We start from the raw sequence: 23994 nt of genomic DNA, 5'->3' as shown, positions 1-23994 counted from the left end.
ACATCGACGTCATCGGACCACGTGGTCACGTCACTCGCGTTGATTGTTGGCGGTATCTCCGTGCTCATTGGCGCCGCTGCTCCTTTTTGATGTAGTCGTAAAACGCCCTCATTTCGGGCGCAACGTACGCAAGCTCCACAAACGGCACGCCCGCCTGCGGCGCTGAGAGGTAGACGAATTGGATGCCGCCGGGCATCACGCCTCGCTGTACGACCGCGGCGCCCCGCTCGGCGGCATCGGCTACCGCTGATTCGAGTTGCTCGGAGCTTTCGACCTCCACGCAGATGTGGTGCAAACCCGGGCCGCATTCGGACAAAAAGTCACTATAGATGTTCTCACCGCAAACCGGTTGGATCAGCTCCAACTGCATGTCGCCTAGGTAGCTCAGCGAGATGCTGGCCACGAAGTCGGCGGGTTTGCCGCGGTAGCTACACGCGTCCGGAGCAAAGTGCACATCGGGTATGCGCACCCACTTGCGCACACCTAACAGGCCGGTGAGGGCCGTTTCGGTCGCGTCGATGTCGGCGGTAACCCAGGCGATCTGCGTCGGGGCTGCAACGGGAAGCGTCATCGCCTCGCAGAATAGACCAGTCGCCGGGGCGCCAGAAAGGGCCCAGACGACTTTGCCGCGTTCGGGCCGCCCTGCGGAAAAACGGCCGGGTGAACACGTTCTAATTCTGATGCGCGAGGCCTCCGCACGCGAGGCCTCCGCACCCAATCAGTGTTGGGTCAGGACGTCTACCAGCAGGCGCAGTTGGGCGTCGAAGACGGCTTCCGGGTCGGTCACGGTGTCGGCGCCGTATTGCCCGAACACCTCGAGACTGATGGCACCCAGCACGCCCGCCCACAGCAAAAAACACTTGGCCAGCACCCGATCATCGCCAGGAAACCCGAATTCATGACGGATTCGTTCGAAGTCGGATGACATGGGTTGCGGGGCAAGGTCATTCGTCAGCCGGATGTCGCCTGTGGCGATCCCGGCCGCAACCGCGTCGAACAGCGCCGCAACGACCCGGGTGCCCACCGCAACCGTGCGCTCGGGGGGCGCGTGATATCCGGGAACGGGGCTGCCGTACAACAGGGCCCAGCAGGCCGGGTGCGCGACGGCCCATGTCCGGGTGGCCCGGGCGATGGCGACGACGTCGTCGCTCCACACGTCCCCGACGGTTTCGCGGGCGCGATCCACGGTTTTGGCCAGGTCGGAGTAAGCGTCGACCAGCAGCAAGGTCAGCAGTTCGTCCCGGCTGGATACGTAGCGGTATACCGCCGAGGACACCATGCCCAGGTCGCGGGCGATTGCCCGCACCGACAACCCCGCCGCGCCGCGCTCCACCAACTGGCGGTGACCGAGCTCGATGATGCGTGCCTCGATCTGCTGGCGCGATTCCTGGCGTTTGCCCACGCGGCCAGTCTGGCACAACCGAGAACACCGCTCTTGCTTTCCGTCGCGCGCTGTGGCAGCCTTTTCGAAATAGAGAGCACCGCTCTCAGAAGATTCAACCGGATTCGCTGAAAGGCCGCATCATGTCCACGCGATACGAACAACCGAGCCGGACCGCCCGCGCCGCCAACGGGGTGATCCGCTGGCTCGCCGAGGCCGGGATCAGCATCGCCGGAACCCGCGCGCTACGGGTCCGCGGCCGTAAGACCGGAAAGCACCGTGCGGTGGTGATCAACCTGCTCACCGTCGACGGGGTGGACTATCTGGTCTCGCCGCGCGGCAACACCCAGTGGGCGCGCAATGTCCGGGCCACGCCGGTCGTTGAAGTGGGTCCGCGCTGGCACCGGCGGCGCCTTGAAGCCAGCGAGGTCGACGACGCGGCCAAGCCCGAGTTGTTGCGGCGGTATCTGGCCAAGTGGTACTGGCAGGTCAAGGACTACGTCGCTGGGTTGACTCCGGACAGCACCGACGAGCAATTCCGTGCGGCGGCGCCGACGATTCCGGTGTTCGCGCTGACCAAGGTCGGCGCGGCGGGCCGAATGCCCTAGTGCGCGTTGTCCCGAACGCCGAGGTCCTCGCGCACCTCCTGCGACGTGGCCCCCCATGACACCGCGGCCGGGAAGTCGCCCCAGACGCTGTTGAAGATCCCGACGAGTTGCCCCGGTCCGCCATTGGGGGCCAGATACACCGGCCCGCCCGAATCCCCGTTATGGCTTTGCACGCCGTGCGACATGGTGAACCAGCCGTTGTTCACGCTCTCCACCGTCCCGCAGGTCTCCCCGGTGATCACGCCGAAATGACAGATCGGCTGCCCTGGTGCCAGTGCGAGGCCAGGGTCGGAAACCAGCGGACGACCGCCCGGCAGGACGTTGTTCGCCATGACGCTGTTGTCCAGCACGATCGCCTCGTAATCGCTGATCACCTGGCTGGTGGACACGGTCGTTCCGGTGGGGGTGTTGTCCCGGAAGGCCGCCATCCGGCCGATGACGGTTCCGCCTCGATCGGTCACCACTCCGCCACCGCCGCGGCAATGTCCCGCGGTGAACGCGACCTTGAGTGCGGGGTCGACGTATCCCAGCGTGCAGACCCGGTTGTCCTGGCGTATCTCCATGCCTGGATATACGACCACCTCGGCTGTGGCCGGCGCAGCCGGCATCAAGGAGGCGAACGCTGCCACACTGGTCGACGCGGCGAATGCGCGCATTGCCAGACGATGCACCCTGAGCTCCGATCCATCGGGCCGATACCGACGGGAGGCCGAGGTTACCGGGTAACCCTCCCCCACGCTCAGCTTTTCGCGCCGGCCTGCGCAAATGTTACAGCGAGGTCACGAGCCCGGTGCCAGCGTCGGTTCGACCGGCTACCTGCGGCGTCCAGCCGGGCGGACCGAATACGTAACCCAGCCGATCCCGCAGGCGCTTCGCCGACCGACAGTCCCGGGCGATCGCTACATACTCGCGAGTCTGCAACTTCCAGATGTTGAACGTGTCCACCGGCTTGGTAAGGCCGTAATGCGGCCGGAACACCTCGGGCTGGAAGGTCCCGAACAGCCGGTCCCACACGATGAAGATGCCGCCATAGTTCTTGTCGAGATACACCTGGTCCATCCCGTGGTGCACCCGATGATGCGAGGGTGTGTTCAACAGGAACTCGAACGGCCTCGGCAGCTTGTCGATCCGCTCGGTGTGTATCCAGAACTGGTAGATCAGGTTCAGCGAGAAACTGAAGAACACCATCCACGGCGGAATTCCCAACAGCGGCAACGGAATCCACATCAAGATTTCACCGCTGTTGTTCCACTTCTGGCGCAGTGCGGTGGCGAAGTTGTAGTACTCGCTGGAGTGATGAGCCTGATGCGTCGCCCAGATCAATCGCACGCGGTGCGCGATGCGGTGATAGGCGTAGTACAGCAGGTCCACACCGAGAATCGCGATGACCCACGTGTACCAACGGCTGGCGGGCAAGTGCCAAGGCGGCACGTAGGCGTAGATCGCGGCATAGCCGAGCAGGGCCAAGGTCTTCCAGCCGGCGGTGGTGGCCACCGAAACCAGCCCCATCCAGATGCTCGCCAGCGAGTCACGGGTGAGGTGCGCGCCTGAGGCCGGCCGCGCTTCGTCGGCGGCCTCGGCGGTAAGGCTTTCCAGCTTTCGAGCCGCCGTCCATTCGAGGGTCAACAGCAGCAGGAAGAACGGAATGGCGAACAGCACCGGATCGCGCATCTGCGGAGGCAGCGCAGACAGGAAGCTCGAGAGGGCACTCACACAGGTAAGACTACGACGGGCACCGCGGCGTCGGTCGCGCCCTCAGCGACGATCGTCGGACTGCGCCTCATCGCCGGCATACCACTGCACCGCCCGGACGCCCGGCAGCAGCGATAGTTCGGCCACCAGCCGCTCCAGCCGGGCCGGGGCATCGCCGTTCATCAACAGGTGGGCGGTCAGGGTGGCCTCGTCGTCGGCCGGGTTGCCGGTGTGGATTCCGCGAAGCGTGATGTCGTTGCTGCCGGCGTGCTGGACGATCTGGGCCCGGACGTATTTCTCGTGCTTCGGGCGGCAGACCACCTGTATCAGATAGGGCAGCAGGCTCTCGTCCTCTTCGGCGCTGTTATCGCGGTCGATCAGCCGGCCGAGTGGGCGCCCCAGCAGGTGAATGCCGATCACCGTGCCGGTGCCGATCAACGCGAACAACAGATGCCCGGAAGCGGCCAGCACGCCGATCGCCGCCGAGCACCATAGTGTCGCGGCGGTATTGAGGCCCCGGACGTTGACGCCTTCCCGCAGGATCACCCCACCACCCAGGAACCCGATGCCGGACACGACATAGGAGGCGACCCGGGTGGGGCTGGTGTCCGAGGTGGCCGCCGCGTAGAGGACGAACAGCGTCGCGCCTCCGGCAACCAGCGCGTTGGTGCGCAAGCCGGCCCGCCGCGCCCGCCATTGCCGTTCCAGGCCGATGAGCGCGCCGCAGCCGACGCCGACGCCCAGCCGGATCAAGAAATCGAGCGCGCTCAGCGTCTCCACGGACACCCTCCTTTCCGCTGCGTCTCACCGTTGAGTATCCCCCGGCTGCTCCGCGTAATTCCGATCGCGACCCTCGATGTGGTGCCGATTGGCGCAGCTAAGCACCTGCAGGTGAACGGCAGATGGCCCCGAGTGAAATGCGGAGCGGGGCGGCCACATCCGCGAAATCTCCGGGCAGTCAATTGGTTGCACCGCAACCACCTGATGGGCGTCGGATAATGCCGGCCGGTCGTAAATGCGTTGCGCAGCAGAGCCTTCGCGATCGCCGGTAGCCGTCGACGCTACGCCTTGTTGCCGCGGCTCACGCCTTGGAGAGTTGGTGTGGGCAGTAGAACTTCGCGGAAATCAGCGCGAAGTTCGAGGCCATCTCCATGTCCATGCCGGGATTGTGGGTTTTGACGTCATGCACCAACTCCAGGCCCGATTCGCCGTTGTTCAGGCACGAACACACTGCCCGGCCGGCAGCGACGGCCGAACCGGGGCTGTTGAAGGTGAAGCCGGCTTGTTGCAGCGCGGCGACGAAGCCGCCGTCGTCGCCGTCCGGCGCGGGCGGAGGATCGGCGTGCGCCGGGGCGGCAAAGGCGATCATCGCCGGGATACCGAGTAGCGCCAGCAGTCGTTTCATCACTATCACCTTCGGTTGTGGGTCGATTCGTTCTCCAATTGGCGCTCAGCAAGGATGATTTGCCTTGCCTATCAACCCAATTGGGTATCGGCGGGTAGGACTTTCGACTTGCCGCCCTTCTTCAGGTGCACCGCGTGGATGCCCGGCTTCTTGGCGAGCTGCTCGAGCAGCGCGTCGAGGTTTTCTTGATCGACGTTGTGATGCTGCACGGTCTCGGGCTTCTCCGAGATCTGTGCGACAAGGCGTTTGAGCTGTTCGGGCGACTGCTCGCCTTTGAGGTCCTTGATCGGAGTCATCCGGTTACGCACCGCGGCACGGGCTACCGTCGGCCCCCCGGAGCCCATCGCGCTGCCCAGCATTCCGGCCAGCCCCATCGAACTGAACAGGCTTCCCTCGCCCAGCGCGGCTGCCGGAACGGCCTCGGTCCCGGCGGCCGACAGGGCGGCGGCGACGGTCCTGATCGATGGGGTCGCCGTGGCCCAACTGGGCGGGATCGACAGCTTGCCGACCAGCGTGCCGGCATTTCCCATGCCGGCGACCGGAGTGATCGCGCTGTACAAGGTGCCGCGCCCGAAGCCCAATGCCCCCAGCCCGGCACCCAGCGCGTCTTTGGGTAGTGCGCCGTAGCCAACGGGCGGGGCGAACTTGAGCCACTGGGACAGTGGGAAGTTGATCAGCAACCCGATGTCGTTGAACTGCGTCGTCAAACCCAGCGGCACCTTCACGGCGTTGTACATGTTGGTGTAGAAGCTTGCCCCGCCCGGGACGATGTTGAAGAGATCCGTCATGAACGTTTGATACAGATAGGCGAGGTTCGCGGGAATGGAGAAAGGGCCGCTGAAGGGCAGCGTGGTAGTCGCCGCCGAAGCGGCGGTGTTCGCCACATTGGCCGCCGGCGTCTGAGCCGCTGAGGTCACCGCAGCCGCTTGCAGTGGTGCGGCGGCGTCATTGGTGGTTTTGGGCGCCGGGCTGAACTGAGTCAAGTTGTTGGACGCGGTTGCCGAAGACGCGAAGTAGGTATCCATAGCCGTGGCGTCCTGAGCCCAAAACTCCTCGTATTGCGCCTCATTCGCGGCGATCGCCGAAGTGTTTTGCCCGAAAACATTTGTCGCCACCAGCTGCGCGAGCAAGGCTCGGTTCTCGGCAATCACCGGTGGCGGGACGTGCGCGGCGAAGGCCGTTTCATAGGCGTTCGCAGCTTCGGTGGCCTGCGTCGCCGATTGTGCGGCCTGAGCGGCGGTTTCTTGCATCCAGGCCACATACGGGGCGGCCGCGGACGCCATGGCGAGCGACGACGGCCCAACCCACGGACCGGCGGTCAGGCTGGCTAGCACCGACCCGTAAGACGTAGCGGTGGACTGCAACTCGGTGGCCAGGTTCTGCCACGCGGTCGCCGCGGCCACCAGCGACCCAGCGCCCGGACCGCTGTACATCCGGCCCGAGTTGAACTCCGGCGGAAAGGCTCCGTAGAACATTTGCGTACCCCCTATTTGGGCGCCTGCACCGACAGTGCTTGGCTGCCAAGCAATTCAGTCATGGCGGTCATTCCTCGGTGCACGGGATGACGATGATGGTGGCTGCGGCCGGGTCAGCTTCGGCGGCAACACTTCCCAGCGAGCCGACCGCGGAGGCGGTGCCGCCGACCGGCCGGGTAGCGGCGGCCGCGACGGCGCGTCCGGCCAGGCTGGACAGGCCCATCTGGCTGAACACGCCCTCCGCGCTTGCCATCGCGGTCGGTGCCCCGGCGATGTTGGCGGGGAGCGCCTGAGCGAGTGTTCTGATCGCGGGAGCGGCCTGGGTCCAGCCCTGCGGCACCGACATGCCGCCCACCAGAGCGGCTTTGCCCATCGATCCCGACACCTGCCCGGCCCCGGCTGCGGAACTGAGCATCGGCTGGACGGCGTTGGCGCCACTGGCCAGCGGCGCCAACGCTCCGGAAATCGCCTTAGGCCCAGCCAGATAGGCGGCCGCAGCCTGCCCGTTCTGTCCCCAGGCATATGCCTGGCCGAACGACAGGAACGGTCCGCCGGGGATGGTGCTCCACGACTGCGGTGAGTACACCCCGGTCACCACCGACCAGAACTCGTTCCAGTTGGTGATGAAACTTGGCGTGGTCAGTCCGGTTGAGGCGTCCCCTGCCGAGCTGGCGTTGGACACGGTTTGGACTGCCGGCTGCATCGTGGTGCTCAGCTGCGACAGCTGCGACGCCGTGTTCGAGCTGGAATTGGCGGTGCTCTGGGCGACCGCTGCCGCTTGCGTCGTGCCGGCCGACTCGTTGGTGGTGCGGGGTGGCTCGGCGAACGGCGTCAGCTGGGAGGCACTCGCCGATGCCGCCGCGTATCCGTACATCGCGGCGGCATCCTGCGCCCACATCTCCATGTAGTGGGTTTCGGTGGCGGCGATCGCCGGGGTGTTCTGGCCCAGGATGTTGGTAGCGATCAGGGTGGCGAGCAGGGCGCGGTTGGCGGCGATCACCGGCGGCGGAACCGTCGCCGCGAACGCCGCCTCGTACGCGCCGGCGGCGAGTTTGGCCTGGGCGCCCGCCTGCTCGGCTTGCGCGCCGACGGCATGGATCCACGCCACGTATGGGGCCGCCGCCGCCGCCATCGCGATCGATGACGGGCCCGTCCACGGACCGCTCGTCAGGGTCTCGATGGCCGAGTGGTAGGCCGTCCCGGTGCTCTGCAGCTCAGCAGCCAACTCGTCCCATGCCGCCGCAGCGGCCAGCAGCGGCCCCGACCCCGCACCAACGTACATCCGCCCCGAGTTGTATTCCGGCGGATAAGCCCCGAAATCCAACATCACTCCCTCCGGTCCCTCTCTCGGCGACCATGGTAAGCAGGGCGCCACGGCTCCGGCATTGACGAACTCACAGCTCTAAGGAAATTCATCGAATCCACCACCGAATATGTGCGGATCCCATGTGCTACAGACGACGAAGCCATACCCTTCCTAGCTGTAATTCCACGCCATTAGGCGCTACGAACGACTAGTCAAGCCACGCTGCTATTGCACTGCCGATGATGTCCATGCCGTATTTCACAGAGCACTCCGGCCAGGTAAACGTTTGTAAAAAACAAGTATCGCTACCGCATGAGCCATGTGAGAGTTGCGCGTCCGCAACTATCCAGCTAGTGGTGGATATCACTTGGTAGAGCGCTCGAACGCAGCATCCAGCCACAGGTGAAAACAATTAATTAGTAACCTTGCGGTCCGATAGATAACCAAGCGAGAATCAACGCCATTGTCGACATCATAAACTGCCAGAAAGCTGTGTGCATTCTATCTGATTGCGAGTTAGACCAACCTCTCATATCGACTTATATCCGCTATTACTTTTATTAGTAAATTGTCGCTTGAAGCCGTTTGCAAAGCCGATCGGCTGCGAGAATTCTCCGGAGAGACCGTGCCGCGCAAATCAATGCGGCATATTGCGTCTTGCAACGAAAACAATTAAGCCCGGACTCGAATAGCGGGCGTTGTCGTATTGAGTCAATCGCTGCTGGCGCCGGGGATCTTTACGTGGCAGCCTGCCCGGTGGTAACCCTCCTGGAAGTCGGGGCCGCGCTGCCCAGGAAGTCGCCGACGGTAAGCCGGTCAACCTGTGCCCAACCGCCGGCGAGAGGCCACGGGCGCGGACCAGCGCACCTGGGCACCTGCATCGCCGAACTGGTCGTTGATTCGTCACACCGCCCTCCTCGCGTTCACCTATACGAGTAGACGCGGTCAGTCTGCTCTGGCACTGATTAGCTACTGGCAGTTTCCTGTAAGCCATGCATTGGCTGTTCAAACCGATTTTTCGGGCGAACTACCCGCGGCGAAATGCACCTTTACCCCGTTGCTGGCTCGACGGCTTTTACCGAATCGGCATTGTGAAAAAGCCGCGTTGGTTAGCCGTTAATTTCGACTGCGATCGGTGTTAACCGGCCGCGGGCGGCCGTGCCATCACTCGGGGCCGGAATCCATATAAGGGAGCGGCCAACTCTTCGTCCTGCGCGCTCGGTATGGCTCCCAACGGCATGCCCGGCATTCCGGCCGGACCGGCGGCCTCCATAACCATCGGTGTCGCACCCAGCACGCCGTGATACACCCCGTCGCCCAGCCGGGTCGTTTCCGCCAGCGGGGTGATGGCGGCGCCGGCCGCGCCCCAAGTCGGCGGCACCGAGAGGCTTCCGACCAGGCTCGCCTGGCCGATTCCCGCCGAGGCCGCAAGGCCCGGCAGGGACCCGAGCGCACCGCTACGGCCAAGGCCGGCGGCCAGGTCGGCCGAGGCTGCACCGGCGGAATCGCCCGCCGCATCGGGGAACAGGGAGCTGAAAGCGGTCACCGAATCGATCATCGACGTCGGGTTCAACAGCCCGCTGGTGGTGAAGGCGTTGCAAAAATTGTCCACCGAGGCGTTGTTGAGGAAGCTGCCCAACAGCGATCCGTTGGACCCGTCCAGGAAGTTCATCAGCCCGGCCAGCCCCGTGGTGGAGGTGTTGGTGTTGGGCGCGAGTCCCAGCCATGCGAGCAGTCCGCCCGTCGAGGTACCCGAGGCCGAGCCGGGCGAGGCGTTGCCCGCCTGGGCCACCGTCGCCGCCTGCACGGCCACTCCATCGGTGTTGGCGACCGACGATGGCGCGCTCATCGGCGTGAGCTGGGCGGCCGCGCTCGAGGCACTGGCATAGCCGTTCATCGCGGATGCATCTTGAGCCCACATGTCGGCATATTGCGCCTCGGTCGCCGCAATCGCGGCGGTGTTCTGGCCAAACAAGTTGCTGGCCAACAGGTTCGACAACTGAACGCGGTTGGCTGTGACCACCGTCGGTGGCACGGTCATGGCGAAGGCAGCCTCATATGCGGCCGCCGCCGCATTGGCCTGGGCACCGGCCTGCTCGGCCTGAGTCGCGGTGCTGTCCAGCCATGCCAGATACGGCGCCGCCGCGGCCGCCATCAGCATCGACGACGGGCCCAGCCAGCCTTCATTGGTCAGCGCTGATATCACTGATCGGTAACCGACTGCCGCCGAACGCATTTCAGTGGCAATCGCGTTCCAGGCGGCGCCCGCAGCCACCATCGACTCCGGCCCTGGGCCCGCGTACATGCGGGCCGAATTGACCTCTGGCGGAAACGCCGCGAAATCCAGCATGACACTTTCTCCTTGGCAGTCTGTTATCCGGCGGCCGGCGGGCGTGGCATCACCACCGGGCGGAATCCGTATTTCGGGATCGCCCGGCGACGCCCCACCGTGGAGCCGATTGGCCCGGTAAAACCACCGGGGCCGCCGACGGCGGACGGCGACGACCCGATGTCACTGAGACCAGTTGCCGGGATTGCGTTCTCGGCCGGGTTGATGTTGGCCGCTGGGGCCCAGCTCGGCGGCACCGACAACGAGCCCACCAAGCTGGCGTGGCCAAGCCCCACCCGCCCGGCCGCACCCGCCGGTGCGGCGGGAGCCGAGACACCTGCACCCAGCTCCGACACCTCCCCCAGTCCGGTCAGCCCCGCGGCACCAGTGCTCGATTTGCCCGCGTTCATCAAACCCGCAGCCGTCTGCAGAATGAACTGGGGGTTGAACGGCCCCCCGGCAAGTGCGCCGTTGACGACCGCGGTGCTGAAGAAGTTGGTATTCGTAAAGGTGCCGAAGGCCGAATTGTCCGAGCCACTCAGCAGCCCCGCCAGATAGGGCGACACCGATCCGGTCGACGAGGAACCAGCGCCTGCCGACGACAGCACAGACTGAACCGAACCAGCCGGCGTCTGGGCCGCTTGTGCCACCGTGTTCGCCTGCGCTGCTACGCCTTCAGTGTTAGTGGTGGACGGCGGCGCGGCCAATGGCGGCAATTGTGCCGCGGAGCTCGACGCGCCGGCATAGCCGTTCATCGCGCCCGCGTCTTGGGCCCACATTTCGGCATACTGCGCTTCAGTCGCCGCGATAGCCGGCGTGTTCTGACCAAAAATGTTCGTCGCCACCAGCATCGCCAGCTGAGCGCGGTTCGCCGCAATCACCGGTGGCGGCACCGTCATCGCAAAGGCCGACTCGTATGCGGTCGCAGCGGAGAACGCTTGGCCGCTGGCCTGCTCGGCCTGCGTGGCGGTGCCGTTCAGCCACGCCACATAGGGTGCAACCGCAGCCAGCATCGACATCGACGAAGGACCCAGCCAGCTCCCGCCGGTCAGCTCGGTCACCACCGACCCGTAAGAGGCTGCCGCCGAACGCATCTCCGCGGCCATCGTGTTCCAGGCGGCAGCGGCGGCCAGCATCGGCCCCGATCCTGGCCCGGAATACATTCTGGCCGAATTGATCTCCGGCGGCAGAGCCGCGAAGTCGAACATTTCAACCCCTTCATCGGGCCGATGATGCGTTGATCGCCTCGGTGGCCGCGTACGATCCGGCGCTGGCCTGCAAGGTGGTCACCATGTTCTCGTGCAGTGCAGCGGCCTGGGCGCTCAGCGCCTGGAACATCTGGCCGTACTTGGCGAACTGCGCCGCCGTCAACATCGACACCACATCCGCGGCGGCGGGCACCACCCCGGTCATCGGGGCGGCAGTCGCCGCGTTCTGAGCGATCAGCGCCGAGCCGATCTCTTGCAGCCGACCGGCGGCCACCGACAACGATTCCGGCTGTGCGGTAACAAAGTTCATCACAAATCTCCCCACGAAGGTAAACGCGCCAGCGGTCTTCTGGACATGCCGAGGCGCGCATCGACGTCGCACGTCAGTGCGTGCGCGTGCTGTGAAAGTTGGCTAAATGAAAGCCAATTCAGGAAAAAACGATGCCGAGGCCGGATCGAAGCGAAATGGCCGTCGATCTGGCATACGGACTGTCATCGGGACTCACGTCGCTCTCACCTCCTCAAAGCCAGGGCACACGGGGTTGCCACACGGTGCACACGGGGAGGAAACAACCAGCGAAAAGGCCGGCTGCGGCACCCCTCTCGTCAGAGCTTCGGCACCACACGGCGTATCCGGCTGATCGAGCCGGAAGCCACTTGGGCTCAACCCTTAATCCGGGAGGAGCTGTCCTGACCCTGGGCGTCTTTCGACGTTCGAGGTCAGTGGCCTGTGTCCGTGCAGACGCCTCACCTAGCGAGGTGCTTGCATTGGCAATGGTGACACCGGGCCTTCGTTGAGTCAAGTTGACTTCCAACGCGATCCCAACGGTTCACGCTGTGGTCATCTCCGATGCACGCACAGCCGCGCCAGATCGCAGGGGCGTGAGCCCGCTTCCAGCTAGTCTTTCTTGGTCTCGGCCACCGCCGCGCTGAGCCCCTCGGCCAGATCCTCCTGGGTCAGCTCCTTGAAACGCAGCAGTTGACGCTCACTGAACTCGGTCACGTCACTGGCCAGCACCGCATCCAGGTCCTCGTCGTCCAGGCGGAAGCTGCGATGATCGCGGGCCTTTTCCACCACGTTGCGCACGAAACCGGCATTACCGAGCGTGTCGATGCCGCGGATGAGATCGCCGTCCTCCGAATAACTTTCGTCGAGGTAGAACCTGGTGTACGACGGCAACAACGCCTGCGCCGATTCATCGGTGATGACGTCTTCGTTCTCCTGACCCATCAACCGGGTCAGCGCGACCAACTCGTCAGGGGTATAGCTGAAGAACTCGATGACAGTCGAAAAACGCCGTCGCAGACCCTGATTCACTTCGAGCATCTTGTCCATCGCCTTGGCGTAGCCGGCGCCGAATACCACCAGTTCGTCGCGATGATTCTCCATGTAGAGCAGCAACGTGTTGATGATGGCGTTACCGTACGGGTCGCCCTGCTGGTAGCCCTTCTCATGCAGCGTGTGCATCTCGTCGAAAAAGACCGCGCCGCCCAAGGCGCCCTCAAGCATCTCCTCGGTGTTCTTCTCCGCGTCGGCCATGTACCGGCCCAACAGCTTGGTGCGGCTGGTTTCCACCACAACGGGCTTGCGCAGCACGGTCAACCCGCATAGCTGCTTGCTGAAAGCCCTTGCTACCGAAGTCTTTCCGGTACCGGGCGGTCCGAGCAACAACGTGTGGCGCGACGTCACGGGCACCGGAAGGCCCATCTTGGCGCGGGCTAAGTTGACCTTGGTCGTCGATTTGATGAGCTTGATCTCGCGCTTGGCCCGTTCCATGCCGAGCATCGCATTGAGTTCGGCGTCACCTTCGGCCAGGTACTTCGCCGCCTCTTCGGCGTGGCGAGCAGCCTCGGTCTCGGCCCGGGTCGGCGCGCTGTCGGGATCCCACGGATCGGTCCGGGCCTCGATCGTCTCCGGGTCGGTCAGGACCAGCCGATAGTTGGGGTTGTCCAGCGCTTCGCGGGCCGGGGCGAATTTCGGATCCCGTGAGTACACCCGTCGCAGCAGCTCAACGGCCTCATCCTCGCGGCCCAGATGCCGCAGGCACATGCCCTGGGTGTACAAGGCGATGTTGGCCGCGCCCGGCACCCGGTCGCCTTCGATGGCCTCTTGACCTCGGCGCAAGGCCTCCTCGAACACACCCAGCGACGCCAGTGCCGTGGTGGCCATGGCCGCACCCGCGGCCTTCAGCTCGGGTTGCCGCCAGCTCTTGCCCTCGGCGAACTGGGCGAGCACATCCGGCCACCGGGAGGTGCGGAAATACAGCACGCCGCGCACGTAGCTGACCAACTCTTCATCGATGGGTTGGCGCGGTTCGACGCCGTCGATCAGTTTCGCTGCTTCCTCGTAGCGTTTCGCTTCGGCCAGAACCGCGGCGTACGCACACGCCAGCGTCTCCCCACTGGTGACCGCCAGCCGCAGGAACAAACCGTCGGAAACCTCCGGACGGAACTGCAGCTCGGTGACCCCGAGGCGACGGGTTTCCCAACCGAACGTCCGGATCGAGGACCACGCCCCGGACAGGACGTCGATGCTCTGCTCCCCCGCCAGGATCCGCGCCAGCCAGGCGTCACACATGCCGGGGTCGAGGTTGGTAGCGGTGGTGAACATCTGCGACGCAACCTGCGGATTGTGGCTGGGCTGTAGCCCATTGACCGAGATGCCAGAGGCCAACAGGCCGGCGACCATCGCGTTACGGGCGCCTTCAGCGGTTGATTGCGGCCTCGTCATTGCGCTACAGGAACGCCCGCCGAGCTCCCGTGCAGGTGGTCGACGGATAACGCAAGGTCGGCATCGTCGGCGCGCAGCGGACGGCCCGGCACGACCAACAGGGGACGCGCCGTCGGGGCAGGCAGGCTGGCGCGCAGCGCAGCCAGCTGGCGTCCGGTCAGACGGTTGAGGCCCGACGACACGTTTCGGCGCAACCGCTTCTCGGTGTGGTACCGCACCCAACCCGATACCTGCGGCCGGCCGCCGCGGGTGGTGAGCCGAATGGTCAGCACGGTGGCGACGGTCTCGTCCTCCCACAGCTCATCCAGCTTTTCGGTGGTGATGTCGGACGGCGACAGCCACAGACTCGTGACAAATCCGTTGAAGTGCTTGAGGCGGCGCCATCCTGGCCGGCTCCAGGTCGGTTCCAGATCGGCCAGCACCGCACGGTCGACGTCGGCGAACTCCTCCGCCGTCAACGGCCTGGCCGAACAGGTCAGCCCGTCGAGATCCTGGGCGAGCCGCTCGGTGGCCGCGACCAGGGTCGATGCCAGCGAATCCCGGGCCGCCACCGCGGCGACATTGCGCTGCGGGTTCATCCGCAACACCAGCCAGGTGCGACGGATGTACGAGGTGGGCTGATCGTTCGCCACCTCCCACTCTTCGGGACCCCAGTCGTCAAGTTTGGACAACTCGGCGGCGTTGCCGCCGCGGCGCACCTTCACCGACACGATGTCGATGTCGTCAAGGTGGATATCGAACTGCCGCAGCCCGGACGCAACGGCCGACACCAGCAAGGTCGGCGATGAGTTGCGGTGACGATGCCGCGAGGCCGTCTCGTCGTCATCGCCGTTGATGGCGATCAGCGTGACCAACTGACCTTGGTACTGCCGCACCCCGACCCGGTCGCGCCCGTACTTGCGCTGGTAATCCAGGGCGGGCGTGCAACCCGCGGCCAGTGCGGAACCCGGGTCGGAGGACCAGTCCCACAGCCAGGTGGCCAACCCCGACGTCACGGTGAGGCCGTGGTAGGTGACCAGCGACAGCAACGTCACCAGCAGGGCCAGACCGACACCCACCCAGAACGCGATGCGGTAGGTGCCCTGCCAGGACTCCGGGCAGTGACTGGCCACCACCATGATCAGCACGTCGACCAAAAACACCGTCGTCAGCCGCGGCCACGACAAAGACAACCCAAACCTGCGCTGAGCTTTCATGAGTGTTGCTGCTCCGCCCCTATTGCTGTTTCCGCGATCGCTTCATCAGCATCGCCGTACCGAACACTCCGCCGCCGATGAGTAGCGCCCCTAACAAGCCTCCGGCGGCCACCCACACTGGCACCATATCCCGGTGCGGGGCGGGTGTCGGAATGTTCAGCGGTGCCGACAGTTGCGTCGGCGGTTTCACCGGGCCGTCGGGCACGTCCCAGGTCAATGCCGCCACCGGGTCGACCACGCCGTGCCCGACCTGATTGTCCACTCCGCGCGCCGGGGCGCGGGCGGTACGAGTCAACCGGTTGATCACCTGGTAGGCAGACAGCTGCGGGTACTTGGCGCGAACGAGCGCCGCGACCCCCGACACGATCGCCGCCGAGAAGCTGGTGCCGGCCGGGACCAGCAGTGTGTTGTCCGGTCCGTCGATCGCGTTGATGATGCCGTCGTCGCGCGGCGAAAGCCCGATGACGTCCGTTCCGGGTGCGGCAATGCCGACCCACGGCCCGGCCACACTGGTCGACGCCTGACCCTGGTTGCCCTGGCTGAGCGGACGGCCGTCGGTGTCGACCGCGCCGACCGTCAGCACGTAGTCGCTGAACCAGGACGGGGTCACGACCGTGGTGACGGCGTTCCAGTTGCGAGGATCGTTGGGCTGCAACGGATCATGGGCCGGGTTCTGCTTGCAGTCCTTCTTGCTGGTGTCACCGGCGGCGGCCACGATGACGGCGTTCTTGTCGACGGCCGCGTAACGCACCGCGGCACCGAGCGAACGCTGGTCGATGATGTTGCGCGCGCTCATACAGGTCACATCGGAGATGTTGATGACCTGCGCTCCCATATTGGCGGCATGCACGATCGCCCGCGCCATCGTCTGGACGCTGTCGATCTTCGCCGAGGTCTGCGGATCCTCGTCGCCGGTGTAGGCGTCTTTGAGGCCGAAGGCCTGGCTGGACTGCCGGATCGCGATGATGTCGACATCCGGGGCCACCCCGCTGAACGCGTCCGGACCGGTCTTGGGCGCCGGGGGCGGCGGTGGAGGCGGAGGCGGGTCGAGGGGACGCGGACCCCGCAGATTGTCGACGTTGGTCACGTGCCCACCGCCGGAGTAGCCGGGGATGGTGACCGTGCCGTTGCCGTGGCTGGCCGCCGGCGCTTGTCCGTTAGGTCCCTGCCCGCCTTGCGGCGGTCCCGGCGGCGGGCCCGCCGGCGCTGGTGGACCTGCCGGTGCCGGCGGCGCGGGTGGCGCCCCGAAGGGACCCGGGGGCGGCGCTTGTTCCTGCGACTGCTGCTGCTGCGGCGGCGGCGGAACCATCGTTACGGTTTGAGGTAGCGGTGACAGCGTCACCGTCTGCGGCGGTGGCGCTTTCGGCGGGGGCTCGGTGGTGGGGATGGTCACCGGCTTTCGCGGTGCCGCCGGTGGGACCCCGGCTCCGTTGGCCGGCGCCGCACCGATCATCGACGCCACGATGGTGCCGTGCGCATCGCAGTCCGATAATCCGTCACCGGCCATGATGTAGTCGCCGCCGGCGATCAGGTGCGGAAACCTGGGGTGCGGTGTCACTCCGGTGTCGATGACGGCCACTTTCACGCCCGCACCACGACCGAACTGCCATGCCTCCTGCAGATTCAGCATGTCCATGTACTTGGGCTGCAGCCGGAAATCGGTGCCGGGCAGCACCCCGACCTCGGTGCAGTACGAGTTCTGCTTCATCGGTGCGCCCGGTCCCGGTGCACCGTCCGGCGGTACCGCGCCCGCGTCAATCGTCGGCGGCGCGATCGCGGATGCAGGCGGTAAACCGGCTAATGCGCCCGACGTGAGCAATAGGGCTGCAATGGTCGCAGCGGACGCGCGACCACGCCACACCTTGCCGTTAGCGATAGCGGATTGCTGCATAGACATTCATCAACCACAATGCCAGCGGGAAAATTGGCATCAGGCAGAGGTATTCAATCCATTCCACGAATTTGCGGAATAGCGGACTGTAGACGGTGTTGGGCACGACAGCCGCTGACGTGAGTCCCGCCGCCGGCAACAGCACCAGGATCGCCGCACTAATCGAGACCGCAAGCGGCGACTGCAGCACCAGGGCGTATCGCAACACGACCGCACCGACGATCAATACCGCCGTTCCGGCCAGGGTGATCGCCTGCCAGCGGTCGACATACGAGCGGCCGCGCAGCATCAGGAATCCCGCGCAGAAGCCGGCCAGCAAGAGCGGCAGCCAGCGCTGCCCGGTGCGCGGGTCGGAAAGCGCGGTGAGGGAGACGATCATCAGCACGCCGAGCCCGATCAGCAAACCCGACAGGAAGGACCGGGCGCGTTCGGCCTGGGTCAACACGTCGCGGACCGAGGCCGGCCCCTCCAGAACGGGAGGACCACCATCGGAGCGCACCACAGTGGTGGGCAGGTCGGGCCGGGCCTCGAACACCCACCGGCTGGTGGCGGACGGGAAGACGGGCAGCCGAATGCCGGCCAGCCGCCGCGAGATCGCCGGCGCGCTCTGGTACGTGAGCACGGACGCCAGCACGACACAGGTAAACAGCGTCACGGCGCTCGTCATGGCGACCATGCGCGCCAGCGCGGCCACCGCCGCGATCAGACCAACCGTGACGATCGCGGTATAGATCGCCAGCCGGCGGCCGGTGAAGCGCAGGGCGAGTATTGCGCCGACGGTGAGGACGCCGAAGCCCAGCACCGCATGCGGTGATCCGACGCCGCCGGGCGGTGCCGCTGCGGCTGCGACCGTCAGCGGCGCAAGGCTGCTCAGCAGCATGGTGTCGGCGACGCGGCGCTCCTGCTGAGTGTTGGCCCGCATCAACAACATCAGCGAAACACCCAGCGCCACCGCGCCGATCACGCCCGCGTAGACGGTCGGCAGCCACGAGTTGTGGTGCCAACGCCACCAGCCGAGCAGACCGGCCGCGGCCGTCACCCCGATGGCGACCATCGACGCACCGACCTGCACGGCGATCACCGGATCGATGGCCGCGAAGCGCTTGCTGAGATCGGCCGCGACCGCGGTGGAGATGTGCTCGATGACCTGCGAGCGGTGTTCGGTGTCCGGGATGAACCGGATCCACAACCGGTCGCCGTCGTAGACGTCTTGCTCGCTCAGCGATTGGGTGGCGCGCAACGGCGAACCGTCCACCAGGCACAGCGCCCATCGGCCCCGGCCCGACGCTTCCAGCGGGGTCTCCCCGAGCTCCCGGAGCCGGCCGTTGACCACCTTCAGCAACGGGTCGGTCATCACCGAGACGGGCGCGTTGGCGTCCAGCAGGACGCCGATCTGGACACCCGCGCCGGCCATTACGCCGACGACGACTGCCTGAGGCTGTGAGATGCCCTCTACATCAGGCTGTGGTACTTCAACTACCGCAGTCATCGCCCTGCACTCCTTGTGATGAATGTGTGAGCCCGCGGCGCCAGTCGCGCGCGAGCATGCGCCGGTGTACTCGTCGAGGTGCGGTGGCCCCCCGCAAAGTGCATTCCGACTAACTGGAATTCCATCTGCCTCGCCTTGCGATTAAGAGTTGTCGTCGACACCGTTTGAGGTTTGCTGATGCCTTGAGAGAAGTATGCCGTGTTCGCAGCTCAACCGCATGTTGAGTGCAAAGACATTGGTGAACTCTGCGTTTCGCGCGAATGTCAGACCCTGCTGTGAGTTTTCCACTCGCCGTAAGGAAGCGTGTCCAACACAGTTTTGACGCCCACCTGCACGAGCTGGGGGGTCGCCGGACAGATGGCCAGCCACGCCTCGCCCGAGCCCGCGGTGCGGGCCTGCTGGTAGAGCGCGATGCGGCCGCCGGAGCCGTCTTTGAGGGAGAGCACGGATGCGCTGGGACCCTTGGCGTCGTCCTGGTACTGCCGGGCGTACACCGCCACTTCGGCAGCGGGGTCCGACAACGCCTGGCCCAGCGCGGCCACGGTGGCGGCGCTGATCCCCATCCGGCGCAGGTCTCCGCCGGAAAAGACGTTGAAGCCCGACTCCTGCCATGACTTCGTCGCTTCCAGCATTTCCTCCAGCGGCACGTTGACCGCGTTGATCGCTGCGGGCTCGGCGTGGTGGATGGACTCCAGGGCGTCGATCACCAGGGATGCGATCGACGCGCTGTCCGCGACGGCGACGTCGTCGACGGTGATCTCGCCGCCAACCCGGACGGCCGACACCCAGTGCTGGCCGCGGCGGGCAAGGACCACCCGAAATTCGTTGTCCGGGATATCGCGCGAGCCCGGTGGCTGATTCTCGTCATCGAGGACGCCGTAGGCCAGCTTGCCTCGGGACAGCAGAGCGATCACCTCGAGGTCGGGCGCAGCGAGTACCTTCATCCGGGCGGCCACGTGCTCATTGACCTGGTCGTTTTCGACGATCCCTTGCTCGCGCATCACCGCCATCCCGGGATGATCGTTGAGCCAGTCGCTCGAGTCGGTGGAAACATATGGCCGGCACCGCAACTCGGGTGCGACGTGCCGAATGTCCAGAAGCGCCTGGAGCATCCAGAAACCGTCGACGTTGACAGTGATGTCGGTGCGGGTGCTCTGCTGGTCCATCAAATCCTCAATTGGTCCCTAGTACAGTCAAACTGCTCGGTAACCGCAGGACGCGGCAGCACACCACCCGTCGGTGTGCTGCCGCGCCTGAAGTTGCGGGTTAGGCCCAGCTGGACCCAACGGCGCTGTCGGTGCTGGCCATGTTGCTGCCCGCGGACTGAACCTTCTGTCCGTGGGAGTTGGCCTGTTCGTAGATGACCTGGAAGTTGCGACCCAACTGGGTGATGAACTCCTGGCACGCGACCGAACCCGCACCGCCCCAGAAGTCGCCGGCAGCAAGCACATCGCGAACGATGGCCTGGTGCTCAGCCTCCAAGGATGCGGCCTGGGCGCGGATCAAGGCACCGTGGGCGTCTACATCGCCGAACTGGTAGTTAATGCTCATAACGGTGTTCTCCTAATGTCTTGGAATGTTACGCAGCAGCGGTTTCTAGCGCTAGCTGCCGAGGATTTGCTGCGAGGCCTGCTCTTGCTGCTCGTAGTTGTTCGCGTCGCGAATCAGTCCGTCGCGCACTCCGTGGAGCATGTTGACGATGTTGCGGAAGGCCTGGTTGACCTGACCCATGGTGTCGTAAGAGGTGGCCTGGGCCTGACCGCTCCAGCCCGAGCCGGCGATGTTCATCGACGACGCCCACATCTTGCGAGCCTCGTCCTCAACGGTCTGGGCGTGCACCTCGAAGCGGCCCGCCATCGCCCGCATTTCGTGCGGGTCGGTCATAAAGCGTGTTGCCATGTCGGCTGTTCTCCTTGCTACGTAATTACTGGATGGATGTTGTGAAGACGGTGGCCGGATCGTTTACGCGTTACGCAACCGCCGAGCCGATTGAATAGAAATGACCCCCCCTTCCCGTCAGCCGGCGGCCACCGGGCATTGTCACGGTCAGACGGACGTCAAACCCGAACCGCGGCGTTTGAGTTGACGGAGTGCGTGTTGATTTTCCGGACGCTGTGTGGCGCAACATCTGCAACCACCGGACCGTCCCCTGCGGGCCGGTTGCGTTGGAATCCACGGCGCTGAACGTTTCTGTCCTGGCCCCCGAACCGCAATCGATCAGAGGGCGGCGGCTGCGTTTGCTGCCTCGGTGGCAGCGTACGAACCGGAGCTGGTGGACAGGGTGCTCACGAATGCCTCGTGAATCGCGGCTGCCTGAGCGCTCACTGCCTGGTACATCTGGGCGTGGGCGGCAAACTGAGCAGCGGTCAAGGCCGACACCTCGTCGGCAGCGGCGGGCACGACCCCCGTCGTTGGGGCTGCTGCGGCGGCGTTCTGGGCGCTCAAGGTCGACCCGATAGCCTGCAGATTCCCGGCCGCCGCGGCCAAAGCCTCCGGCTGTGTGGTCACGAACGACATATGTTCCCTCCTAGTTCAATCCCCGACTCTGCAGAGAGTAGATGACGGCGGCCCTCGAAACTGGTGTGGAAGGCCCGAGTTTGCAATTGTTCACGTAGCGGTACGGCGAATTCACTTTTTGTAACGGCACGGTAACAGTGCCTTGCCTCGACCGGTGCCGATGGCAGACGGTCTCAGCAGATGATAACCGACCTGGGCGCGAAAGTTGCCGGTAAAAATCACGCTGGATGTGGTCGGCCCGCCGGTGGCCACAGAGAGCCGATGGCCGGTTAACTCGCCGCAGTGTGCAGCGCTGACCCGTCCCGGCGAGGTGTCGCTGGAACCTCCTTTCGGGCATTTCAGTCGCTTGATCGCACCGGTGGCCACGGCACGCGCACGCCGGCAGCGATCGTGACAACTCGAAGCGCATCATGTTGCGAACACTGGTTACTGCGCAGCCAAAGTCGACGCCGACACCATGCCGCTGCTCAGCCGGCGAAGGGTGGGCGGGCCATGACGGTGGGCCGGAATCCGTACTTGGGGCCGGCCACACCGTGCCCGGCCGCACCGGTACCGGCCAGCGGCATGCCCCCGAGCAGGTTGCCCGGTCCACCGGCCGCCTCCGGGGCGGCACTGATGCTGCTGACCGGAATCGCACGGCCCAACGTCGCAGGCACCGACGACGACGCACCCGACCAGGACACCGGCACCGACAACTTGCCACCCACCGAGGCTGCACTCCCCAAGGCCGCCACCGGGTGCGCGGCTGCCGCACCGCCACCCAACATGCCGCCCAGACCACCAAGCCCGGGCAACGCCTTGGCCGCGGCCGGAGCCGCCCCACCAATCGCCCCGACCGACTTGGCGATCTGGGTGAAGGTGTTGGCCATACCCGTACTGAAGTACGGCAGACCCTCAGTGTTGTAGAACAAACCCGCGAACGGGCTGTACCCGTTGACGATCGATCCCAGGCTGGTGGGCAACGTCGTCTGCCCCGTCAACAAGAACCACAGTTCTTGCGCCGGATCGGTAGTGGTGCTTGCCGCCGTCGTCGTGGCGTTGGCGGTCGCGCTGGTTGTGCCGGTAGCCGCCTTCTGCACCGTGTTGGCAGCGTTGCCCGCCGCCGTCTGACCGGCCACCTTGCTGACCGTGGTGGCCTGGCTCTCCCCGGCGTCATTGGTGATCTTCGGCGCCGGCTGGATCTGCTGCAGGCTTTGGGTCGCCGTCGTCGACTGACCTTCGTAGCTGTACATCGCACCGACATCCTGAGCCCAGTACTCGCCATACTGGGCCTCCAGCTGGGCTATCAGCGGCGTGTTCTGCCCGATCACGTTCGTTGCCTGCAACTGCTTGGTCTGAGCGCGGTTGGCCGCGATCAGCGGGGGCGGCACCGTTGCAGCCAGCGCGGTCTCATAGGCCGCGGCTGCCGCCCGCGCCTGGGTGGCCGTCTCCTCGGCCTGAGCCGCCGTCGACGTCAGCCATGCCACATATGGGGCGGCCGCTTGCGCCATCGTCGCCGACGCCGTCCCCAGCCACTCCTCGCTGCTCAGCGAGGTGAGGACGTTGTCATAACTCAGCGCGGCCGAGTTGAGCTCGGCCGCCAGCGCGCTCCACGCCGATGCCGCGGCTACAAATGACCCCGACCCTGGACCCGCATAGATCCGCGCCGAATGAAACTCTGGCGGAAACGCCTCAAAACCGACCACGAATAGCCCCTTAACCTGTGATGTTCGAACCGATGCGGCGAGTACTGAATGACGTTAATGCGATGGTGGCCGGCCCCTCATTGGTCGCCGGCGAAATGGCTTTTTGGTGCATTCCTCGGCGGCTGGCCACCGCTGGGTGCCCGACGCCGTGCCGCGACCCGGAGATCAGCTCTGCCGATATGTCTGAAATGCGGAAATATCCGGGGCCGAGGATCGCTTCGCGGCCCTTGTGACGCCCCGAGGTAGCGATAGTGGGAGGCATACGCAGCGCGACTGCGGATAAAATCCGCCCGCGGATAATGATGAAGGCGTTCATGACCGATTCCGCCGATCATCCGGCCGAGGGTGGTCGGGTGAGCACGCTGTAGCGGAAGCCGTATTTGTTGACGTAGCCCGCGGCGGCCCCGCGCCGGCCGACCGATCCGATCGGCATGCCGCGCAGCAGACCATTGGCCGCGGGATTGGCTCCCCCGCTGCCCGCGGCCTGCAGCGGCGTGGCCTCCAGATCCGACACCGGGCTGACCGCCGAGGTCAACGTCGCCCAGTTCTGCGGCACCGAAAGCATCCCGATCCGGCCCGCCTGGCCCGCCCCGGCGGACACCGCACCCACATGCCCGACACCGCCCAGGTTGCCCAATCCCAGAGTCGCGAACTGCGGGGTGGGATACCAGGCACCACTGGCACCGGCCGTACTACCACCAGGACCGGAAACCAACTGCTGAGCAAGCTGCGACCAAAAAGCCGTTATACCGTTCGAGAAATAGCCGAGACCGGTGGTTTGCTTCAGCAACGTGGTGTAGAAACCCGGACTCAGTCCGAGGTAGTTGTTGGTCGGGGTCGGCAGCCCGGACTGCTCGAAGTTCTGAATGGCACTGGTGAGCCAGGTAAACGGTCCGTTCTGCGCCGATGCGTTCGTCGCCACATTCGACGACGACACCACATCTGACGAACCCACCGACAACTGCGAGGTGGTATTCGTGGCCACATTTTGCGCCGTCTCACCCGCCGGCTCGGAGACGGCCTTGGCGACCGCAGCCGCCTGATCGGAATCGGCTTCCGGCGTGGTGGTGTTCGGCGGCGT

23 protein-coding genes and 1 riboswitch are annotated in these 23994 nt (G+C 65.4%); of the genes, 1 reads left to right on the top strand and 22 read right to left on the bottom strand.

All coding sequences use genetic code 11. From position 1 onward, the window contains the following. Positions 1 to 64 precede the first annotated feature (64 nt). Complete coding sequence (locus tag A5625_RS13060) at positions 65 to 571, bottom strand: VOC family protein (RefSeq protein ID WP_066994018.1); 507 nt, start codon at positions 569 to 571, stop codon at positions 65 to 67. 147 nt (positions 572 to 718) lie between these two features. Further along, positions 719 to 1402: a TetR/AcrR family transcriptional regulator gene (locus A5625_RS13055; RefSeq protein ID WP_197516080.1), complete on the bottom strand. Its 684-nt coding sequence runs from the start codon at positions 1400 to 1402 to the stop codon at positions 719 to 721. 122 nt (positions 1403 to 1524) lie between these two features. On the opposite strand from A5625_RS13055, the gene A5625_RS13050 reads away from it, so the two are divergent. Next, entirely contained in the window at positions 1525 to 1989 is a 465-nt protein-coding gene (locus tag A5625_RS13050; protein ID WP_066994015.1) for a nitroreductase family deazaflavin-dependent oxidoreductase, read from the top strand. Here A5625_RS13050 and A5625_RS13045 read toward each other — a convergent pair. The 20 genes from A5625_RS13045 to A5625_RS12950 form a co-directional block, all read right to left on the bottom strand. Beyond that, positions 1986 to 2645 (bottom strand): hypothetical protein, encoded by a 660-nt coding sequence (locus A5625_RS13045; RefSeq protein WP_066994013.1) that lies wholly within the window; start codon positions 2643 to 2645, stop codon positions 1986 to 1988. The two genes, A5625_RS13050 and A5625_RS13045, sit on opposite strands and share 4 nt — an antisense overlap. 112 nt (positions 2646 to 2757) lie before the next feature. Next, a complete protein-coding gene (locus A5625_RS13040) occupies positions 2758 to 3702 on the bottom strand; it encodes a sterol desaturase family protein (protein ID WP_066994011.1) in 945 nt (314 codons plus the stop codon). Positions 3703 to 3744: 42 nt separating this feature from the next. After that, entirely contained in the window at positions 3745 to 4461 is a 717-nt protein-coding gene (locus A5625_RS13035) for an MgtC/SapB family protein (RefSeq protein ID WP_066994008.1), read from the bottom strand. Between the two features lie 301 nt (positions 4462 to 4762). Continuing rightward, complete coding sequence (locus A5625_RS13030) at positions 4763 to 5089, bottom strand: DUF732 domain-containing protein (protein WP_082984390.1); 327 nt, start codon at positions 5087 to 5089, stop codon at positions 4763 to 4765. A 68-nt stretch (positions 5090 to 5157) separates the two neighbouring features. Next, complete coding sequence (locus A5625_RS13025) at positions 5158 to 6561, bottom strand: PPE family protein (RefSeq protein WP_066994001.1); 1404 nt, start codon at positions 6559 to 6561, stop codon at positions 5158 to 5160. 67 nt (positions 6562 to 6628) lie between these two features. Further along, positions 6629 to 7888: a PPE family protein gene (locus A5625_RS13020; RefSeq protein WP_066993998.1), complete on the bottom strand. Its 1260-nt coding sequence runs from the start codon at positions 7886 to 7888 to the stop codon at positions 6629 to 6631. A 1117-nt stretch (positions 7889 to 9005) separates the two neighbouring features. Then, on the bottom strand, positions 9006 to 10217 hold the full coding sequence (locus tag A5625_RS13015; protein ID WP_066993995.1) for a PPE family protein: 1212 nt from the start codon (positions 10215 to 10217) through the stop codon (positions 9006 to 9008). A 23-nt stretch (positions 10218 to 10240) separates the two neighbouring features. Further along, a complete protein-coding gene (locus A5625_RS13010) occupies positions 10241 to 11404 on the bottom strand; it encodes a PPE family protein (RefSeq protein WP_066993992.1) in 1164 nt (387 codons plus the stop codon). Between the two features lie 10 nt (positions 11405 to 11414). Further along, complete coding sequence (locus A5625_RS13005) at positions 11415 to 11714, bottom strand: PE family protein (protein WP_066993990.1); 300 nt, start codon at positions 11712 to 11714, stop codon at positions 11415 to 11417. Between the two features lie 281 nt (positions 11715 to 11995). Continuing rightward, positions 11996 to 12170: riboswitch (M-box (ykoK) riboswitch) on the bottom strand. Between the two features lie 132 nt (positions 12171 to 12302). Continuing rightward, positions 12303 to 14135 carry a type VII secretion system ESX-5 AAA family ATPase EccA5 gene (gene eccA5 / locus A5625_RS13000; protein ID WP_066993987.1) on the bottom strand — a complete coding sequence of 611 codons (1833 nt, stop codon included), beginning with the start codon at positions 14133 to 14135 and terminating at the stop codon, positions 12303 to 12305. After that, complete coding sequence (gene eccE, locus A5625_RS12995) at positions 14132 to 15331, bottom strand: type VII secretion protein EccE (protein WP_066993984.1); 1200 nt, start codon at positions 15329 to 15331, stop codon at positions 14132 to 14134. The genes eccA5 and eccE overlap by 4 nt, the downstream gene beginning before the upstream one ends. A 19-nt stretch (positions 15332 to 15350) precedes the next feature. Continuing rightward, positions 15351 to 17222, bottom strand: a complete 1872-nt coding sequence (locus A5625_RS12990) for a S8 family serine peptidase (protein WP_066993981.1) — start codon at positions 17220 to 17222, stop codon at positions 15351 to 15353. Further along, the gene (gene eccD, locus A5625_RS12985; protein WP_066993978.1) at positions 17200 to 18711 is read right to left on the bottom strand and encodes a type VII secretion integral membrane protein EccD; all 1512 of its coding nucleotides are present in this window, start codon (positions 18709 to 18711) and stop codon (positions 17200 to 17202) included. Before eccD ends, A5625_RS12990 begins: the two co-directional genes overlap by 23 nt. Positions 18712 to 18974: 263 nt before the next feature. After that, complete coding sequence (locus tag A5625_RS12980) at positions 18975 to 19877, bottom strand: ESX secretion-associated protein EspG (protein ID WP_066993975.1); 903 nt, start codon at positions 19875 to 19877, stop codon at positions 18975 to 18977. Positions 19878 to 19977: 100 nt separating this feature from the next. Next, complete coding sequence (locus A5625_RS12975; protein WP_007771417.1) at positions 19978 to 20262, bottom strand: WXG100 family type VII secretion target; 285 nt, start codon at positions 20260 to 20262, stop codon at positions 19978 to 19980. Between the two features lie 51 nt (positions 20263 to 20313). After that, entirely contained in the window at positions 20314 to 20610 is a 297-nt protein-coding gene (locus tag A5625_RS12970; RefSeq protein WP_007771418.1) for a WXG100 family type VII secretion target, read from the bottom strand. Between the two features lie 318 nt (positions 20611 to 20928). After that, on the bottom strand, positions 20929 to 21228 hold the full coding sequence (locus tag A5625_RS12965; protein ID WP_066993972.1) for a PE family protein: 300 nt from the start codon (positions 21226 to 21228) through the stop codon (positions 20929 to 20931). 467 nt (positions 21229 to 21695) lie between these two features. Further along, a complete protein-coding gene (locus A5625_RS12955) occupies positions 21696 to 22913 on the bottom strand; it encodes a PPE family protein (RefSeq protein WP_066993966.1) in 1218 nt (405 codons plus the stop codon). A gap of 10 nt (positions 22914 to 22923) precedes the next feature. Continuing rightward, complete coding sequence (locus tag A5625_RS29115) at positions 22924 to 23229, bottom strand: hypothetical protein (protein ID WP_156748181.1); 306 nt, start codon at positions 23227 to 23229, stop codon at positions 22924 to 22926. Positions 23230 to 23244: 15 nt separating this feature from the next. After that, positions 23245 to 23994 (bottom strand): PE/PPE C-terminal domain-containing protein (locus A5625_RS12950; protein WP_197516079.1); only part of this gene is annotated, 750 nt, incomplete at its 5' end.

Origin of the sequence: Mycobacterium sp. 1465703.0 (assembly GCF_001672975.1) — a bacterium.
Lineage (GTDB): Bacteria > Actinomycetota > Actinomycetes > Mycobacteriales > Mycobacteriaceae > Mycobacterium.
The sequence above is the reverse complement of the archived record's forward strand: the minus strand, read 5'-3'. Positions and strand labels throughout refer to the sequence as shown.

Coding starts and splice junctions, on each gene's coding strand:
- A5625_RS13060 (WP_066994018.1), bottom strand. CDS start 571: ATGACGCTTCCCGTTGCAGCCCCGACGCAGATCGCCTGGGTTACCGCC.
- A5625_RS13050 (WP_066994015.1), top strand. CDS start 1,525: ATGTCCACGCGATACGAACAACCGAGCCGGACCGCCCGCGCCGCCAAC.
- A5625_RS13045 (WP_066994013.1), bottom strand. CDS start 2,645: ATGCGCGCATTCGCCGCGTCGACCAGTGTGGCAGCGTTCGCCTCCTTG.
- A5625_RS13025 (WP_066994001.1), bottom strand. CDS start 6,561: ATGTTCTACGGAGCCTTTCCGCCGGAGTTCAACTCGGGCCGGATGTAC.
- A5625_RS13020 (WP_066993998.1), bottom strand. CDS start 7,888: ATGTTGGATTTCGGGGCTTATCCGCCGGAATACAACTCGGGGCGGATG.
- A5625_RS13015 (WP_066993995.1), bottom strand. CDS start 10,217: ATGCTGGATTTCGCGGCGTTTCCGCCAGAGGTCAATTCGGCCCGCATG.
- A5625_RS13010 (WP_066993992.1), bottom strand. CDS start 11,404: ATGTTCGACTTCGCGGCTCTGCCGCCGGAGATCAATTCGGCCAGAATG.
- A5625_RS13005 (WP_066993990.1), bottom strand. CDS start 11,714: ATGAACTTTGTTACCGCACAGCCGGAATCGTTGTCGGTGGCCGCCGGT.
- eccA5 (WP_066993987.1), bottom strand. CDS start 14,135: ATGACGAGGCCGCAATCAACCGCTGAAGGCGCCCGTAACGCGATGGTC.
- eccE (WP_066993984.1), bottom strand. CDS start 15,331: ATGAAAGCTCAGCGCAGGTTTGGGTTGTCTTTGTCGTGGCCGCGGCTG.
- A5625_RS12990 (WP_066993981.1), bottom strand. CDS start 17,222: ATGCAGCAATCCGCTATCGCTAACGGCAAGGTGTGGCGTGGTCGCGCG.
- eccD (WP_066993978.1), bottom strand. CDS start 18,711: ATGACTGCGGTAGTTGAAGTACCACAGCCTGATGTAGAGGGCATCTCA.
- A5625_RS12980 (WP_066993975.1), bottom strand. CDS start 19,877: ATGGACCAGCAGAGCACCCGCACCGACATCACTGTCAACGTCGACGGT.
- A5625_RS12975 (WP_007771417.1), bottom strand. CDS start 20,262: ATGAGCATTAACTACCAGTTCGGCGATGTAGACGCCCACGGTGCCTTG.
- A5625_RS12970 (WP_007771418.1), bottom strand. CDS start 20,610: ATGGCAACACGCTTTATGACCGACCCGCACGAAATGCGGGCGATGGCG.
- A5625_RS12965 (WP_066993972.1), bottom strand. CDS start 21,228: ATGTCGTTCGTGACCACACAGCCGGAGGCTTTGGCCGCGGCGGCCGGG.
- A5625_RS29115 (WP_156748181.1), bottom strand. CDS start 23,229: ATGAACGCCTTCATCATTATCCGCGGGCGGATTTTATCCGCAGTCGCG.